At 71.7% G+C, this 15,327-nt stretch carries 14 protein-coding genes; 12 read left to right on the forward strand and 2 right to left on the reverse strand.

Annotated elements, in window-relative coordinates; genetic code table 11:
* Window positions 1-30: 30 nt before the first annotated feature.
* From uraD to DRV96_RS05345, 10 genes are all read left to right on the forward strand, one after another.
* Window positions 31-1,809, forward strand: coding sequence for a 2-oxo-4-hydroxy-4-carboxy-5-ureidoimidazoline decarboxylase (uraD, locus tag DRV96_RS05300; protein WP_119288559.1), 1,779 nt, complete (start codon window positions 31-33; stop codon window positions 1,807-1,809).
* A complete protein-coding gene (locus DRV96_RS05305; RefSeq protein ID WP_119288561.1) occupies window positions 1,806-3,053 on the forward strand; it encodes a M20/M25/M40 family metallo-hydrolase in 1,248 nt (415 codons plus the stop codon). The genes uraD and DRV96_RS05305 overlap by 4 nt, the downstream gene beginning before the upstream one ends.
* Before the next feature lie 118 nt (window positions 3,054-3,171).
* The gene (locus tag DRV96_RS05310; RefSeq protein WP_119288563.1) at window positions 3,172-4,218 is read left to right on the forward strand and encodes an ABC transporter substrate-binding protein; all 1,047 of its coding nucleotides are present in this window, start codon (window positions 3,172-3,174) and stop codon (window positions 4,216-4,218) included.
* On the forward strand, window positions 4,218-5,078 hold the full coding sequence (locus DRV96_RS05315) for an ABC transporter ATP-binding protein (protein WP_119288566.1): 861 nt from the start codon (window positions 4,218-4,220) through the stop codon (window positions 5,076-5,078). The genes DRV96_RS05310 and DRV96_RS05315 overlap by 1 nt, the downstream gene beginning before the upstream one ends.
* 7 nt (window positions 5,079-5,085) lie before the next feature.
* Window positions 5,086-5,853, forward strand: coding sequence for an ABC transporter permease (locus DRV96_RS05320; RefSeq protein WP_119288701.1), 768 nt, complete (start codon window positions 5,086-5,088; stop codon window positions 5,851-5,853).
* Entirely contained in the window at window positions 5,854-6,351 is a 498-nt protein-coding gene (locus DRV96_RS05325) for a nucleoside deaminase (protein WP_119288568.1), read from the forward strand.
* Window positions 6,352-6,634: 283 nt separating this feature from the next.
* Window positions 6,635-7,237: a UbiX family flavin prenyltransferase gene (locus DRV96_RS05330; RefSeq protein WP_119288703.1), complete on the forward strand. Its 603-nt coding sequence runs from the start codon at window positions 6,635-6,637 to the stop codon at window positions 7,235-7,237.
* A 118-nt stretch (window positions 7,238-7,355) separates the two neighbouring features.
* Complete coding sequence (locus DRV96_RS05335; RefSeq protein ID WP_235823295.1) at window positions 7,356-8,234, forward strand: urease accessory protein UreD; 879 nt, start codon at window positions 7,356-7,358, stop codon at window positions 8,232-8,234.
* A 30-nt stretch (window positions 8,235-8,264) separates the two neighbouring features.
* The gene (locus DRV96_RS05340) at window positions 8,265-8,855 is read left to right on the forward strand and encodes a DUF2721 domain-containing protein (RefSeq protein ID WP_235823296.1); all 591 of its coding nucleotides are present in this window, start codon (window positions 8,265-8,267) and stop codon (window positions 8,853-8,855) included.
* A gap of 34 nt (window positions 8,856-8,889) precedes the next feature.
* Window positions 8,890-9,249: a hypothetical protein gene (locus tag DRV96_RS05345; RefSeq protein WP_119288572.1), complete on the forward strand. Its 360-nt coding sequence runs from the start codon at window positions 8,890-8,892 to the stop codon at window positions 9,247-9,249.
* A gap of 59 nt (window positions 9,250-9,308) precedes the next feature.
* On the opposite strand, the gene DRV96_RS05350 is transcribed toward DRV96_RS05345, so the two are convergent.
* Window positions 9,309-9,761, reverse strand: coding sequence for a hypothetical protein (locus tag DRV96_RS05350; protein ID WP_210756974.1), 453 nt, complete (start codon window positions 9,759-9,761; stop codon window positions 9,309-9,311).
* A 134-nt stretch (window positions 9,762-9,895) separates the two neighbouring features.
* Here DRV96_RS05350 and DRV96_RS05355 point away from each other — a divergent pair, with 134 nt between their 5' ends.
* Window positions 9,896-11,188 (forward strand): solute carrier family 23 protein, encoded by a 1,293-nt coding sequence (locus DRV96_RS05355; RefSeq protein ID WP_119288574.1) that lies wholly within the window; start codon window positions 9,896-9,898, stop codon window positions 11,186-11,188.
* 151 nt (window positions 11,189-11,339) lie between these two features.
* Window positions 11,340-14,621, forward strand: a complete 3,282-nt coding sequence (locus tag DRV96_RS05360; protein WP_119288577.1) for an EAL domain-containing protein — start codon at window positions 11,340-11,342, stop codon at window positions 14,619-14,621.
* 12 nt (window positions 14,622-14,633) lie between these two features.
* Here DRV96_RS05360 and urtE read toward each other — a convergent pair whose 3' ends face one another.
* The gene (gene urtE, locus DRV96_RS05365) at window positions 14,634-15,326 is read right to left on the reverse strand and encodes an urea ABC transporter ATP-binding subunit UrtE (RefSeq protein ID WP_119288579.1); all 693 of its coding nucleotides are present in this window, start codon (window positions 15,324-15,326) and stop codon (window positions 14,634-14,636) included.
* Window position 15,327: the final 1 nt, after the last annotated feature.

A 15,327-nucleotide genomic window follows, 5' to 3' on the forward strand; every position in this document is an offset into this window, starting at 1 on the left:
CTCCCTTGGGGCGGCCCGGCAGGAGGCCCGATGCCGCTGACCCTCGACCAGCTGAACGCCGCCTCGCAGCCCGAGTTCGTCGCGCTGCTCGACGGCACCTACGAGCACTCGCCGTGGATTGCCGAGCGTGCGTGGCACCGGCGCCCGTTCGCGAGCCTGGCTGCGCTCAAGCACGCGCTCGTCGAGGTGCTGCGTGACGCCGGGCACGACGCGCAGCTCGCGCTGATCCGCGCGCATCCCGAGCTCGCCGGCAAGGCGATGGTCGCGAGAACGCTGACCGCCGAGTCGACGCACGAGCAGGGCAAGGCCGGCCTCACCGACTGCACGCCCGACGAGTTCGCGAAGATCCAGCGCCTGAACGCCGAGTACAACGCCAAGTTCGGCTGGCCGTTCATCCTCGCGGTGCGCGGGCCACGCGGCACCGGCCTCACGCGCGCCGAGATCATCGCCACGTTCGAACGGCGGCTGGCCGGCCACCCGGACTTCGAGTTCGCCGAGTGCCTGCGCCACGTCCACCGCATCGCCGAGATCCGCCTGAACGACAAGTTCGGTGTCACGCCCGAGCTCGGCAACCTGGTGTGGGACTGGGCCGAGGAACTCGCCACCGAGAGCGACCCCGGCTTCAAGGAGCACGGCCAGCTGACGGTGACCTACCTCACCGACGCGCACCGCGCCTGCGCGCACCGGCTGCAGGCATGGATGAAGCACGCCGGCTTCGACGAGGTGTCGATCGACGCGGTGGGCAACGTCGTCGGCGTCTACCACGGCCGCGACGCCGGCGCGAAGCGGCTGCTGACCGGCAGCCACTACGACACGGTGCGCAACGCCGGCAAATACGACGGGCGGCTCGGCATCTTCGTGCCGATGGCCTGCGTGCGCGAACTGCATCGCGCCGGGCGGCGGCTGCCGTTCGGTCTCGAAGTCGTCGCCTTCGCCGAGGAAGAGGGCCAGCGCTACAAGGCCACCTTCCTCGGCTCGGGTGCGCTCACCGGCCACTTCGACCCCGCCTGGCTCGGCCAGGCCGACGCCGACGGCATCACGATGCGCGACGCGATGCGCGCCGCCGGCCTGCCGGGCACGATGGACGCGATCGTGGCGCTCAAGCGCGACCCGGCGCGCTACCTCGGCTTCGTCGAGGTGCACATCGAGCAGGGGCCAGTGCTCAACGAACTCGACCTGCCGCTGGGCGTCGTCACGTCGATCAACGGCAGCGTGCGCTTCCTCGGCGAAGTCATCGGCATGGCCAGCCACGCCGGCACGACGCCGATGGACCGCCGCCGCGACGCGGCGGTGGCCGTCGCGCAGATCGCCGTCTACCTCGAGCAGCGCGCCGCCGCGGTGCCCGACGTCGTCGGCACGATGGGCCAGCTCGAGGTGCCCGCCGGTTCGATCAACGTCGTGCCGGGGCGCTGCCGCTTCAGCCTCGACATCCGCGCGACGACCGACGCGGCGCGCGATGCCTGCGTCGCCGACGTGACCGCCGAGCTCGAGCGCATCTGCCGCCAGCGCGGTCTGACGTACACGCTCGAGGAGACGATGCGCGCCGCCGCGGCACCGAGCGACCCGGTATGGCAGCGGCGCTGGGAGAACGCGGTGGCCGCGCTCGGCCTGCCGGTGCACCGCATGCCCAGCGGCGCCGGCCACGACGCGATGAAGCTGCACGAGGTAATGCCGCAGGCGATGCTGTTCGTGCGCGGCCTGAACGCCGGCATCAGCCACAACCCGCTCGAATCGAGCACCAACGACGACATCGAGCTCGCGGTGCGCGCGTTCCAGCACCTGCTCGACCAACTGGCCGAAACGGCATGAACCCCGCCCACGAACGACTCGACGCCTGGGTCGACGCGCACTTCGACGAGCAGGTGCGCCTGCTGCAGGAACTCGTGCGTGTGCCTACCGACACGCCACCGGGCAACAACGCGCCGCACGCCGAGCTCACCGCCGAGCTGATCGCACCGCTGGGCTGGGCCGTCGAGAAGCACCCGGTGCCGGCCGACGAGGTCAAGGCCCACGGCCTGCAGTCGATCACCAACCTGATCGTGCGCCGCCGCTACGCGCCCGGCGGGCCGACGATCGCGCTCAATGCGCACGGCGACGTCGTGCCGCCCGGCGAGGGCTGGACGCACGACCCCTACGGCGGCGAGGTCGTGGACGGCAAGCTCTACGGCCGCGCCGCCGCCGTCAGCAAGAGCGACTTCACGACCTACCTGCACGCGGTGCGCGCGCTCGAAGCCGTCTGCGACGCGCTCGGCGCACCGGCCCGCGGTGGCGTCGAGCTGCACTTCACCTATGACGAGGAGTTCGGTGGCGAGCTCGGCCCGGGCTGGCTGCTGTCGCACGGTCTCACGAAGCCCGACCTGCTGATCGCCGCCGGCTTCAGCTACCAGGTCGTCATCGCGCACAACGGCTGCCTGCAGCTGGAAGTCACGGTGCTCGGCGAGATGGCGCACGCCGCAATCCCGCACACCGGCATCGACGCGCTGCAGGGCGCGGTCGCGATCCTGAACGCGCTGTACCGGCAGAACGATCTCTACAAGGGCGTCACGTCGGGCGTGCCCGGCATCACGCACCCGTATCTCAACGTCGGGCGCATCGAGGGTGGCACCAACACCAACGTCGTGCCGGGCAAGGTCGTGCTCAAGCTCGACCGCCGCATGATCCCCGAAGAAGATCCGGCGCAGGTCGAGGCCGACCTGCGCCGTCTGATCTCCGAGGCCGCCGCCGCGGTGCCCGGCATCCGCGTCGAGATCCGCCGCCTGCTGCTCGCGCACGCGTGGAAGCCCGACCCCCGCAACGCCGCACTGGTGGCCGCGCTGCAGCGGCACGGTCAGGCCGTGTTCGGCGAGCCGATCCCGACCAGCGGCACGCCGCTGTACACCGACGTGCGCCTGTACGGCGCCGCCGGCGTGCCGGCCGCGATCTACGGCGCCGGGCCGCGCACCGTGCGCGAGAGCAACGCCAAGCGCGCCGACGAACACATCGTGCTCGACGACCTGCGCCGCGCGACGAAGGTCGTCGCACGCACCTTGTTCGACCTGCTGCACCAGGAGTGATCGCGCCAGCACCACGACAGGGCTATCTCCGGGTTCACCATGGTGCAGCACCCGGGCACCCTGCGCACAGAATTTGCAGACCCCGCCCGAAGCCCTGAACCACCCCCGGAGTCTCGCCATGACCTTGCGTTCCCCGATCCGCCGCGCCCTCGTCGCCACTGCCACCGCGCTGCTCGCCGGTGTGGGCCTGCACGCCCACGCGCAGGAGACCGCGATCAAGTTCCAGCTCGACTGGCGTTTCGAAGGCCCCTCGGCACTGTTCCTGACCCCGGCGGCCAAGGGCTACTTCAAGGACGAGAAGCTCAACGTGACGATCGACGCCGGCAACGGCTCGGGCGGCACCGTCACGCGCGTGGCCAGCGGCACCTACGACATGGGCTTCGCCGACCTCGCGGCGCTGATGGAATTTCACGCCAACAACCCCACCGCGCCGAACAAGCCGGTGGCGGTGATGATGGTCTACAACAACACCCCGGCGGCGGTGCTCGCGCTGAAGAAGAGCGGCATCAAGAGCCCGGCCGACCTCAACGGCAAAAAGCTGGGCGCACCGGTGTTCGACGCCGGCCGCAAGGCGTGGCCGATCTTCGCGAAGGCCAACAACGTCTCCAACGTCAGCTGGACGTCGATGGACCCGCCGCTGCGCGAGACGATGCTCGTGCGTGGCGACATCGATGCGATCACCGGCTTCTCGTTCACGTCGCTGCTCAACCTCGAGGCGCGCGGCGTCAAGGCCGACGACGTCGTGATCCTGCCGTACCCGCAGTACGGGGTGAAGCTGTACGGCAACGCGATCATCGTCTCGGAGACCTTCCTCAAGAGCAACCCAGAGGCGGTGCGCGGGTTCCTGCGCGCGTTCACGAAGGGCGTGAAGGACGTGATCGCCGACCCGAAGGGTGCGATCGCCTACGTCAAGGCGCGCGACGGCATCATCAACGAGGCGCTCGAGCTGCGGCGCCTGCAGCTCGCGCTCGATGCCACCGTCCTGACCCCAGACGCGAAGGCCGAGGGCTTCGGCAACGTGATGGGGCCGCGCCTGGCGCTGATGGCGAGCCAGGTCGCCGACGCGTTCGCGACCAAGGAGCGCATCAACCCCGATGCGGTGTGGAACGGCAGCTTCCTGCCGCCGGCGGCCGAGCGCAACATCTTCGCGACGGCGCGCAAGTGATGGCCGCCACCGTCGGCCACGCCGTTGCCGGCGGCGCGCGTGCCTTCGTCGATTTCCGCAACGTCTGGCTGGCGTACAACGACGACCTGCTCGCCAAGGGGCAGTTCGCCGTCGAGGACATCACGCTGCAGGTCAGCGCGGGCGAGTTCATCGCCATCGTCGGCCCGTCGGGCTGCGGCAAGAGCACGTTCATGAAGCTCGCCACCGGCCTGAAGCGGCCAAGCAAGGGCACCGTCGTCATCGACGGGCGCGAAGTCGACGGGCCGCTGAAGATCACCGGCATGGCGTTCCAGGCGCCGAGCCTGCTGCCGTGGCGCACGACGCTCGACAACGTGCTGCTGCCGCTCGAGATCGTCGAGCCATACCGCTCGAACTTCCGCGCCAAGCGTGCCGAGTATGCCGACAAGGCCCGCCGGCTGCTGCAAAGCGTCGGCCTCGGCGGCTACGAGGACAAGTTCCCGTGGCAGCTGTCGGGCGGCATGCAGCAGCGCGCGAGCATCTGCCGCGCGCTGATCCACGAGCCCAAGATGCTGCTGCTCGACGAGCCGTTCGGCGCGCTCGACGCGTTCACACGCGAGGAGCTGTGGTGCGCGCTGCGCGACCTGCAGGCGGCGCAGAAGTTCAACGTGATCCTCGTCACGCACGACCTGCGCGAGAGCGTGTTCCTCGCCGACACCGTCTACGTGATGAGCAAGAGCCCGGGGCGCATGATCGTGCGCCGCGAGATCGACCTGCCGCGCCCGCGCGACCTCGAGATCACCTACACCCCGGCGTTCACCGACATCGTGCACGAGCTGCGCGGCCACATCGGCGCGATCCGCCAGCCGGTGGGCAAGGTCGGTGCGGCGCTGCCGCAGTGAGGCCACGATGCACCGCAAGACCCTCGAACGCTGGTCGCCGCTGATCCTGCTGGCCGCCACACTGGCCGTGTGGCAGCTCGTCTGCACCGCCTTCGACGTCAGCGAGTTCATCTTCCCGAGCCCGGCGCGCATCGCCGAGCAGTTCTGGGAGTTCCGCAGCACCATCCTCGGTCACGCCTGGCGCACGTTCTGGGTCACGATGGCCGGCTTCGCGATCGCGATCGTCGTCGGCGTGCTGCTGGGCTTCCTGATGGGCAGCTCGCGGCTGGCGTACAACGCGATGTACCCACTGATGACGGCGTTCAACGCGCTACCGAAGGCCGCATTCGTGCCGATCCTCGTTGTGTGGTTCGGCATCGGCATCGGGCCGGCGATCCTGACGGCGTTCCTGATCTCGTTCTTCCCGATCATGGTCAACATCGCGACGGGCCTCGCGACGCTCGAGCCCGAGCTCGAGGACGTCCTGCGCGTGCTCGGCGCCAAGCGCTGGGACGTGCTGACCAAGGTCGGGCTGCCGCGCTCGCTGCCTTACTTCTACGGCTCGCTGAAGGTGGCCATCACGCTGGCCTTCGTCGGCACGACGGTGTCGGAGATGACGGCGGCCAACGAGGGCATCGGCTACCTGCTGATCAGTGCCGGCAGCTCGATGCAGATGGGCTTGGCGTTCGCTGGTCTGGTCGTCGTCGGCATCATGGCGATGCTGATGTACGAGCTGTTCTCGCTGGTCGAGAAGCGCACCACGGCGTGGGCGCACCGCGGCTCGCAGAGCCACTGAATGGCCGACGCGCGCACCGAACCGACGCGCGAGCAGGTCGTCGCGCTGCTGCGACGTGCGCAGGCCCTCGCCGAGCGCGCGATGCGCGCCGGGCACCATCCGTTCGGCGCGCTGCTGGTCGGGCCCGACCACGTCACGGTGCTGATGGAGCAGGGCAACGTCGACAGCGTCAACCACGCCGAGGCGGTGCTCGCGCGCGAGGCGTCGCGCCGCTGGGGCGCCGACGAGCTGTGGCCGTGCACGCTGGTGACCACGGTCGAGCCGTGCGCGATGTGCGCCGGCACGCAGTACTGGGCGCACATCGGCCGCGTGATCTACGGCATGAGCGAGCGCGACCTGCTCGCACTCACCGGCAGCCACGCCGAGAACCCGACACTGGACCTGCCCTGCCGCGACGTGTTCGCGCGCGGGCAGAAAGACGTGCGCGTGATCGGGCCGGTGCCCGAGGTCGCCGCCGAGATCGCCGCGACGCACCGGCGGTTCTGGCGCTCGCGCTGATTCCTGGAATCGGGGTTCCGGCTCGACATCCAGCGCCCGCTCGGCGCACTGCTGTCGACCATCGCCACCGGCGTCGTGCCGTTCATCACGATGCCGGCACCGTCGAACGCAGGGTCGTACCAGGCATTGCTGGCGCAAGTGGTCAGCGGCGCGCGTCCGACCCTGAAGTGGCTGCTGTGCGCCGGGCGCATCGTCGCGCAAGACGATAGAGTGCCGGGACTGGACCTGGCGCAGCTTCGCGCCGACGCACGCGCCGCAGGATGGCGCTGTTGGAAGGATGAACATGGGGGCACAGCGTCGCATCGTCGTGGGCATCAGCGGCGCCTCGGGATTCGTCTACGGCCACCGGCTGCTGCAGCTGCTGCGCGGCATCGACGGGCTGGAGGTGCACCTCGTCGTCAGCCGCGCCGCGAAGCTGACGATGGCCAGCGAGACCGACCTCAAGCTCGCCGACGTGCAGGCGCTGGCGCACCAGGTGCATGCGAACGACGACGTCGGCGCCTGCATCGCGAGCGGCTCGTACCGCACGCTGGGCATGGTGATCGCACCGTGCTCGATGAAGACGCTGGCCGAAATCGCCACCGGCCACACGACGACGCTGATCGGCCGCGCCGCCGACGTGATGCTCAAGGAACGCAAGCGTCTCGTGCTGCTCGCACGCGAGACGCCGCTGACGCTGGTCCATCTGCGCAACATGGTGGCCGTCACCGAGATGGGAGCGATCGTCGCGCCGCCGGTGCCGGCGTTCTACGCGCGGCCGGCCTCGCTGGCCGAGATGGTCGACCACACGCTCGGGCGCATCCTCGACCTGTTCGATCTGGACGTCGGCACCGCCTACCGCTGGGCCGGCGTCACGGCCGCCCGCGGCGCCTCGCTGCCGCAGTGAACGGCCAAACGCGCGCTGCTGCCGGGTGGGCGTGGCCGCTGGCGTGATCCTGATCATGCGCGGCGGCACCGCTGGCGTGGGTCCACCTCGCGTCGTGCGTTCGTCGACAATCCGGGCGTTGACCGCCCACGTCCCGCCCGCACACGCCAGCGCCGCGCCCACGCCGGATGCGCCGCGCTGGCACGGCCGCCTGCAGCTGCACTACCGCCGCGACGGCGAGCGCACCGTCGCGCGCGACCGCCACGACGGGCCGCTGCGCGTGCTCAAGGCGCTGCACCCCGAAGGCCCCGGCGTGTGCCACCACGTGCTGGTGCACCCGCCCGGCGGCCTCGTCGGCGGCGACCGGCTCGACGTGACGCTGCACGTGGCGCCCGGCGCGCACACCCTCGTCACGACGCCGGGCGCGACGCGCTTTTACCGCAGCAGCGGCGCGCCGGCGCTGCAGCACGTCGACGCCACGGTGGACGCCGGCGGCCGCCTCGAGTGGCTGCCGCTGGAAGCGATCGCCTACAGCGGCTGCCGCGCCGAGAACGTCTTGCGCTTCGCGCTCGCCGAGGGCGCCGAGATGATCGGCTGCGACCTGCTCGCGCTCGGCCTGCCCGCCGCCGGCGAGTCGTTCGAGGGCGGCCACGTGCTGCAGCACCTTGAGGTGCCCGGCCGCTGGCTCGAACGCGGCCGCATCGCCGCCGACGACCGCCGGCTGCTCGACGGGCCGCTGGGCCTGGCCGGCCACCGCGTGCTCGCGACGCTGTGGTTCGCCGCCGGCACGCCGATCGATGCCGCGCGGCGCGACGCGCTGCTGGAAGCCGCGCGCGGCGGCGACACCGACGCGACACTGTTGCAGGGCGCGACCGCGCCCAACGACCACGTCGTCGTGCTGCGCCTGCTGGCAGCGCGCGTCGAGCCGGCGTTGGCGCGCGTGCGCGAGGTGTGGGCGGCGTGGCGGCGCGTCGTGTGGACACGCGAGGCGCACGCGCCGCGGGTGTGGCGGACCTGACCGCGTCAGCGCCGCTGGCGAGTCACCCCCGTGCCCCGCGCCGGTCGTTGGCACATCCCGCGCGAGCCCGCGCGCCGGGCTGCCTGCACGGCGATGCGTCGGACGGTTGACAATGGCGTGCGTCGCCTTTCCTCGCGCACCCGCCGCGTGCGCCGCTTGCCCGTGATCTCGCTCGGCAGTCCCGCCCCCGATGTCGTCCACGCGATCCAGCTCGCGCTGGCACCGGCGTTCCTGCTCACCGGCATTGCCGGCATGCTCAACGTGATGACCGGGCGGCTCGGTCGGATCATCGACCGCGGGCGGCGGCTCAAGGAGCGGCCGTTCGATGCCACCGGCCTCGACGAGGCGGCGCTCGTCGACGAACTCCGGGGCCTGGAGCGCCGTCGCAGGCTCGCCAGCACCGCGATCACGGCGTGCACGCTGGCGGCGCTGCTCGTGTGCATGGTCATCGCCACACTGTTCCTCGAGGAGATGCTCGCCCTGCGGCTGCGCTGGCTCGAGGGGGTGCTGTTCACCGGCTCGACGCTGGCGCTCGTCGTCGGGCTGGGGTTCTTCCTCGTGGAGGTGCATCTGGCGACGCAGACGATCCGCGTGCATGCCAACGACGGCGATCGCCCCTGACGCGCGATCGTCCCACCTGCAGGAGCCTGCCCCGATGACCCTTCGTCCCTCATCCCCGTGGCGAGCGCCGGCGCGGCGTGCGGCCGCCGCACTGCTCGCCGCCTGGCTGACCGCCGCGGCGCACGCCGACGACGACGCGCGCCGCCACGTGCAGTTTGTCGAAGAGCCCACCGGCACCTGCGTGACGCGCAACGGCGTGCAGATCCAGGTGCGCAACACGCACCCGACGCGCACGCTGCGCGTGTGGCTGGACCGCTACTTCATGGGCGTCGGCACCGGCGATCGTTCGCGCACCGTGCTGCGCCCCGGCGCGGACCCGGAGCCGCTGGGCTGCTCGCGCAATCTGAACGGGCCGCAGGAGTGGCGCATCGTGCGCGCGGAGTGGGTCGACTGACGCGGCCGGCGCGGCGCGCAACGGCCGAGGCCGTTCGCCCCGGCCGCAGGCGGGGCGCGTCAGAAGCAGGGCTCGGGGCCCAGCTGCAGGCGGCAGCTCCACAGGAAGCGCTCGGCCTGCTGCTTGCCCGAGCGGCGGTACACCGCGGTGGCTTCGGCTTCGATGGCGGCGGGCAGCGGCACCGCGAGCGGCGCGCCGCCGGGGTTGGCATAGAAGTTCACGAAGCAGGTCGGCCGCTGTGCGCACAGACGTTCGATCTGCCGCGCGTAGGCGGCACGGTCGCGCACCCGCTCCGCCGGCACGATGACGTATCGCACCAGCCCTTGCTCGCCGGCCACCGGCCATGCCGCGTCGTCGGCTTGACCCGGCGCCGAGAGCGCAAAGCCGAAAGCCGCCACGGCGAGCACGCGTGCCCAACCCGGGCCTCGGCGCAGCCGGCGCCGAGATGCCGGCACCGCCGCGGGCCGATGCCGGCCGCGGTGCACGTTCGGCAGAAGGTCGGCACCGTCCATGGCCAGCGATCGTATCGCCCCGGCCCATGGCTTGCTTCGAGTCGACGGTGCTGCGGCACCCCAGTGCCGGCCCGCGTCCGCGGCTAGACTCGCGCGCCGCACAACACCCACACCGTTTTCGAGGAGGAATCCCGATGAGTTCGTTGCTGAGCTGGCGCGAGGTGCGTCCCGCGCCGGGCGCCGTCGTCGCGCCCGACGAGCGGCTGCCGTGGCCGCAGACCGCGGCGATGGGCGTGCAGCACGTGATCGCGATGTTCGGCGCCACCGTGCTCGCGCCGATCCTGATGGGGTTCGACCCCAACGTCGCGATCCTGATGAGCGGCATCGGCACGCTGATCTTCTTCTTCGTCGTCGGCGGCCGGGTGCCGAGCTACCTCGGCTCGAGCTTCGCGTTCATCGGCGTCGTGATCGCCGCCACCGGCTACGCCGGCTCGGCGCCCAACGCCAACCTGGGCGTCGCGCTCGGCGGCATCGTGGCCTGCGGCGTGCTCTACACGCTGATCGGCCTCGTCGTGATGGCCACCGGCACGAAGTGGATCGAGACGCTGATGCCGCCAGTGGTCACCGGCGCGGTGGTGGCCGTGATCGGGCTGAACCTGGCCGGCATCCCGATCAAGAACATGGCGCCGACGCCGTTCGACGCGTGGATGCAGGGCATCACGTTCGTCTGCGTCGCGCTCGTGGCCGTGTTCACGCGCGGGATGACGCAGCGGCTGCTGATCCTCGTCGGGCTGATCGTGGCCAGCATCGTCTATGCGGTGCTGACCAACGGCCTCGGGCTGGGCAAGCCGATCGACTTCTCGGGCGTAGCCCGCGCGGCGTGGTTCGGCGCGCCGACCTTCGCCGCGCCCGTGTTCGACGCGAAGGCGATGCTGCTGATCGCGCCGGTGGCGATCATCCTCGTGGCCGAGAACCTGGGCCACATCAAGGCGGTGAGCGCGATGACGGGGCGCAACCTCGACCCGGTGATGGGCCGCGCCTTCGTCGGCGACGGCATCGCGACGATCGTTTCGGGCGCCTCGGGCGGCACCGGCGTGACGACCTACGCCGAGAACATCGGCGTGATGGCGGCCACGCGGATCTACTCGACGGCGATCTTCGTCGTCGCGGCGCTGATCGCGATCCTGCTCGGCTTCAGCCCCAAGTTCGGTGCGCTGATTCAGGCCATCCCGCTCGCGGTGATGGGCGGCGTGTCGATCGTCGTCTTCGGCCTGATCGCGGTGGCCGGTGCCAAGATCTGGGTCGACAACCAGGTCGACTTCTCCGACAACCGCAACCTCGTCGTCGCCGCAATCACGCTGGTGCTGGGCACCGGCGACTACACGCTGAAGTTCGGCGACTTCGCGCTCGGCGGCATCGGCACCGCGACCTTCGGCGCGATCGCGCTGTGGGCGCTGCTGCGGCGCGGGGGCGGCGCGAAGGCTTGACCGAGGCGGCGACCGGAGCGCGCCCCGCCCGCCGGCGCCGGCGCCCGGCTGCCGCCCGCGGCCCGGCAACGCGGCACACCCTGCAGCGGCAAGTCGCCGCTGAGGCGCCGGCCGCCATCAAGCCCCGGCCGCAGCGGCCGATACCGCGCGGATGGGGATCGGACTCTTCGCCGGCACCGCCCGCTGGCTGCGCGTCGCGCTGCTGGCGCTCGCGGCGTGGGCGGGCCTGGCGGCGGCGCCCGACGCGCAGGCCGCGCGGCCGCGCGACGTGTTCGTGCTGCACTCCTACAGTCAGGAGTACCCGTGGACCCGGCGGCAGCACGAGGGTTTCCTCGCCGGGCTGGCCGCCGACGCGGCCCACGCCTACGAGGTGCGCGCCGAGTACCTCGACACCAAGCGCGTGCCGTACGACGCGGCCTACGCACAGCGCGTGGCCGACCACCTGGCCGAGAAGTACCGCGACTACGCGCCGGACGCCATCTACGTGACCGACGACAACGCGCTGGTGTTCGCGCTCGAGCACCTGCGGCGCGTGTTCCCGAACGCCCCGGTCGTGTTCTCGGGCGTGAACGATGTCTCGGCGCGTGCGCGCCTGGACCCCGACCGCGTGACCGGCGTGTTCGAGCGCAAGGAGATCGGCCCGAACCTGGAGCTGATGCGGCTCGTCGCCCCGGACGCGTCGGACGTCGTCGTCGTCGGCGACGACTCCGAGACCTACCGCGCGATCGAGCGCGAGATCCGCGCACAGCTCGCCGGGTACCCCGGTGTGCGCGTGCGCTTCGTCGCCGAGCGCCGGCTCGACGCGCTGCTGGCCGGCGTGCAGGCCGGCCATGAGCGCTTCCTGTTCCTGACGACGCTGGGCGCACTCACCGGCGCCGACGGCACGCCGCTGACGCTGCGCGAGAGCATCGCAGCGATCACCGCGCTCGGGCGTCATGCGGTGGTCAGCATGGAAGACGTCTACCTGCTGCCGGGCGTGCTCGGCGGCTACGTGACGAGCGGCACCGCGCAGGGCCGCGCCGCGGCGCAGCTCGTCGTGCAGCACCTCGCAGGCCAGCCGCTGCGCGACCTGCCCCCCATCGAGGCGAGCCCGAACGAGTACCTGTTCGACGCGCACGAGCTGCAGCGCTGGGGCATCGCGCTGCCGCCGGCGATCGCCGCGCGCGCGACGGTCCTGCGCCCGCTGCCGAGCCTGGTGCAGCGCTACCAGCACGAAATCGTCCTCGTGCTGTACGCGCTGGCCGGCACGCTCGTGCTGTCGCTGGCGGCGTCGCTCGTCGTCGTGCTGCGCAAGAACCGCCAGATCCGCGCCCACGCCGCAGCGCTGCAGGCCCAGGCGGCCCGGATGGCCGAGGCGCAGGACCGGCTCGTGCGCGCGCAGCGCATCGCCGGGCTGGGCCACTGGGACTGGCGCATCGCCGAGAACCGGCTGGAGTGGTCCCCCGAGATCTACCGCATCTTCGGTGTCGACCCGGAGCGCTTCGCCGCGCGCTACGAGGCCTTCCTCGAGCGCGTCCACGCCGACGACCGCGCGCGCGTCGACGCCGCGGTGCGCCGCGCGCTAGCCACCGGCGAGCCCTACGACCTCACGCACCGCGTCGTGCTGCCCGGCGGCGCAGGGCGCGTCGTGCGCGAGAACGCCGAAGTCCTGTTCGACGGCGAGGGCCGGCCGCTGCGCATGATCGGCACCGTGATGGACGTCACCGAGCGCGAGCGCACGCTGCACGCGTTGCACCGCAGCGAGGAGACGCTGCGCCGCGTCATCGAGGGGCTGCCGGTCGTGCTGTGGATGCTCGACGCCGACGGCCGCTTCGTGCTGTCGGAGGGCAAGGGGCTCCAAGCGCTGGGGCGCCGGCCCGGCGAAGTCGTCGGCCAGTCGGTGTTCGAGCTCTACCGGGGGTTTCCGGACGTCGTTGCCGACACGCGCCGCGTGCTCGCCGGCGAGGCCTTCGCGTGCACGTGGCAGATCGGCCAGCTGGTGTTCGAAACACACTACTCGCCGCTGCGCGACGCCGCCGGCAGCGTCAACGGCGCGATCGGCGTTGCCATCGACGTCACCGAGCGCAAGCGCAACGAGGACCGGCTGGCCTATCTGGCCAACTTCGACCCCGTCACCGGGCTGCCGAACCGCACGCTGTTCCGCGACCGCCTTGCCCACGCGCTGCACACGGCCGACCGCCAGCAGCAGCGCGTCGCGCTGCTGTTCGTCGACCTCGACAACTTCAAGCACGTCAACGACTCGCTCGGCCATGCCACCGGTGACGAGCTGCTGCGGCAGGTCGGCGCGCGGCTGCGTGCGGCGGTGCGCGTCAGCGACACCGTGTGCCGGCTCGGCGGAGACGAGTTCACCGTCATCGCCGAGGGGCTCACGAGGGACGAAGACGCGGTGCACGTCGCGGCCAAGGTGCTCGAGCAGTCGTCGCGGCCCTACCGACTCGGCGAGCGCGAGGTCTACGTCACCGCCAGCGTCGGCATCGCGCTGTACCCGCGCGACGGCGACAGCGCCGACGCGCTGCTGATGAACGCCGACGCGGCGATGTACCGCGCGAAGGAGAGCGGCCGCTGCGGCTACGAGTTCTTCACGCAGGCGATCAGCGCGCGCGCGCAGCAGCGCCTCGAGCTCGGCAACGAGCTGCGCGGTGCGCTCGCGCGCGGCGAGTTCGCGGTGCACTACCAGCCGAAGGTCGCGATCGACGGCGGCGAGGTCATCGGTTTCGAGGCGCTGCTGCGCTGGCGCAACGCGCGGCTGGGGGCCGTCTCGCCGGCCGTCTTCATCCCGATCCTCGAGGAGACGGGGCTGATCGTCGAGGTCGGCGAGTGGGTGCTCGCCGAGGCCTGCCGCTGGGCGGCGCGGCTGCCCCGGCGCGGCGCGCGCCCGCCGGGCGTGTCGGTCAACCTGTCGGCGCGGCAGTTCCGCCACCCGCACCTCGACGACGTCGTGCAGCGCGCGCTCGCCGGCGCGGGGCTGAGCGCCGGCCGGCTCGAGCTCGAAATCACCGAGTCGATCCTGGTCGACCGGCAGGCCGACCTGCAGACGATGCAGCGGCTGAAGTCGCTCGGCGTGGGCCTGTCGATCGACGACTTCGGTACCGGCTATTCGTCGCTGTCGTACCTCAAGCGCTTCCCGGTCGACCGGCTGAAGGTCGACGCGTCGTTCGTGCGCGACGTCGCCGACGACCCCGACGACGCGGCGATCGTCGCGGCCATCGTCGGCCTGGCGCACCACCTGCAGCTGCGCGTCATCGCCGAAGGCGTCGAGACCGCCGAGCAGCTCGCGTTCCTGCGCCGGCACGGTTGCGACGAGGTGCAGGGCTACCTGTTCGCGCGGCCGATGGCGGGCGACGAGGCGCGCGCGTGGTTCGTGGAGCGAGCGTCCGACGAGGTGCCCGTCGAAGCCGAAGCGGCAACCGAGCCGCTCGGGCACGAGGCCTGAGCCGGCGTGGGCTCAGATCGCCATCAGCCGCCGCACGCCGTCGCGCTCCATCTCGGCGCCGCGCCCGCGCGCGACGATCTCGCCGCGCTCCATCACGAGGTACTGGTCGGCGAGCTGCGCGGCGAAGTCGTAGTACTGCTCGACGAGCACGATCGCCATCGTCTTGCGGTCGGCGAGCATGCGGATCACGCGGCCGATGTCCTTGATGATGCTCGGCTGGATGCCTTCGGTGGGCTCGTCGAGCAGCAGCAGCTTCGGGCCCGCGGCGAGTGCGCGCGCGATCGCGAGCTGCTGTTGCTGGCCGCCGGAGAGGTCGCCGCCGCGGCGGTGCAGCATCTGCTTGAGCACCGGGAACAGCTCGAACAGCTCGCCCGGGATCGGCGTGCCGCCGCTCTTGTACGCGAGCCCCATGCGCAGGTTCTCCTCGACGGTGAGCCGGCCGAAGATCTCGCGCCCCTGCGGCACGTAGCCGATGCCGGCGCGCACGCGCTCGTAGGGCGTGGCGCGCGTGAGGTCGCGGCCGTCGAGCGTGACGGTGCCGGTTTTCACCGGGACCACGCCCATCAGGCTCTTGAGCAGCGTCGTCTTGCCGACGCCGTTGCGTCCGAGTACGACGGTGACCTCGCCGAGCGCCGCGTCGAACGAGACGTTGCGCAGGATGTGGCTGCCGCCGTAGTACTGGTTCAGGCCCTCGACCTTCAGCATC

The organism is Azohydromonas sediminis (assembly GCF_003574675.1).
GTDB lineage: Bacteria > Pseudomonadota > Gammaproteobacteria > Burkholderiales > Burkholderiaceae_C > Calidifontimicrobium > Calidifontimicrobium sediminis.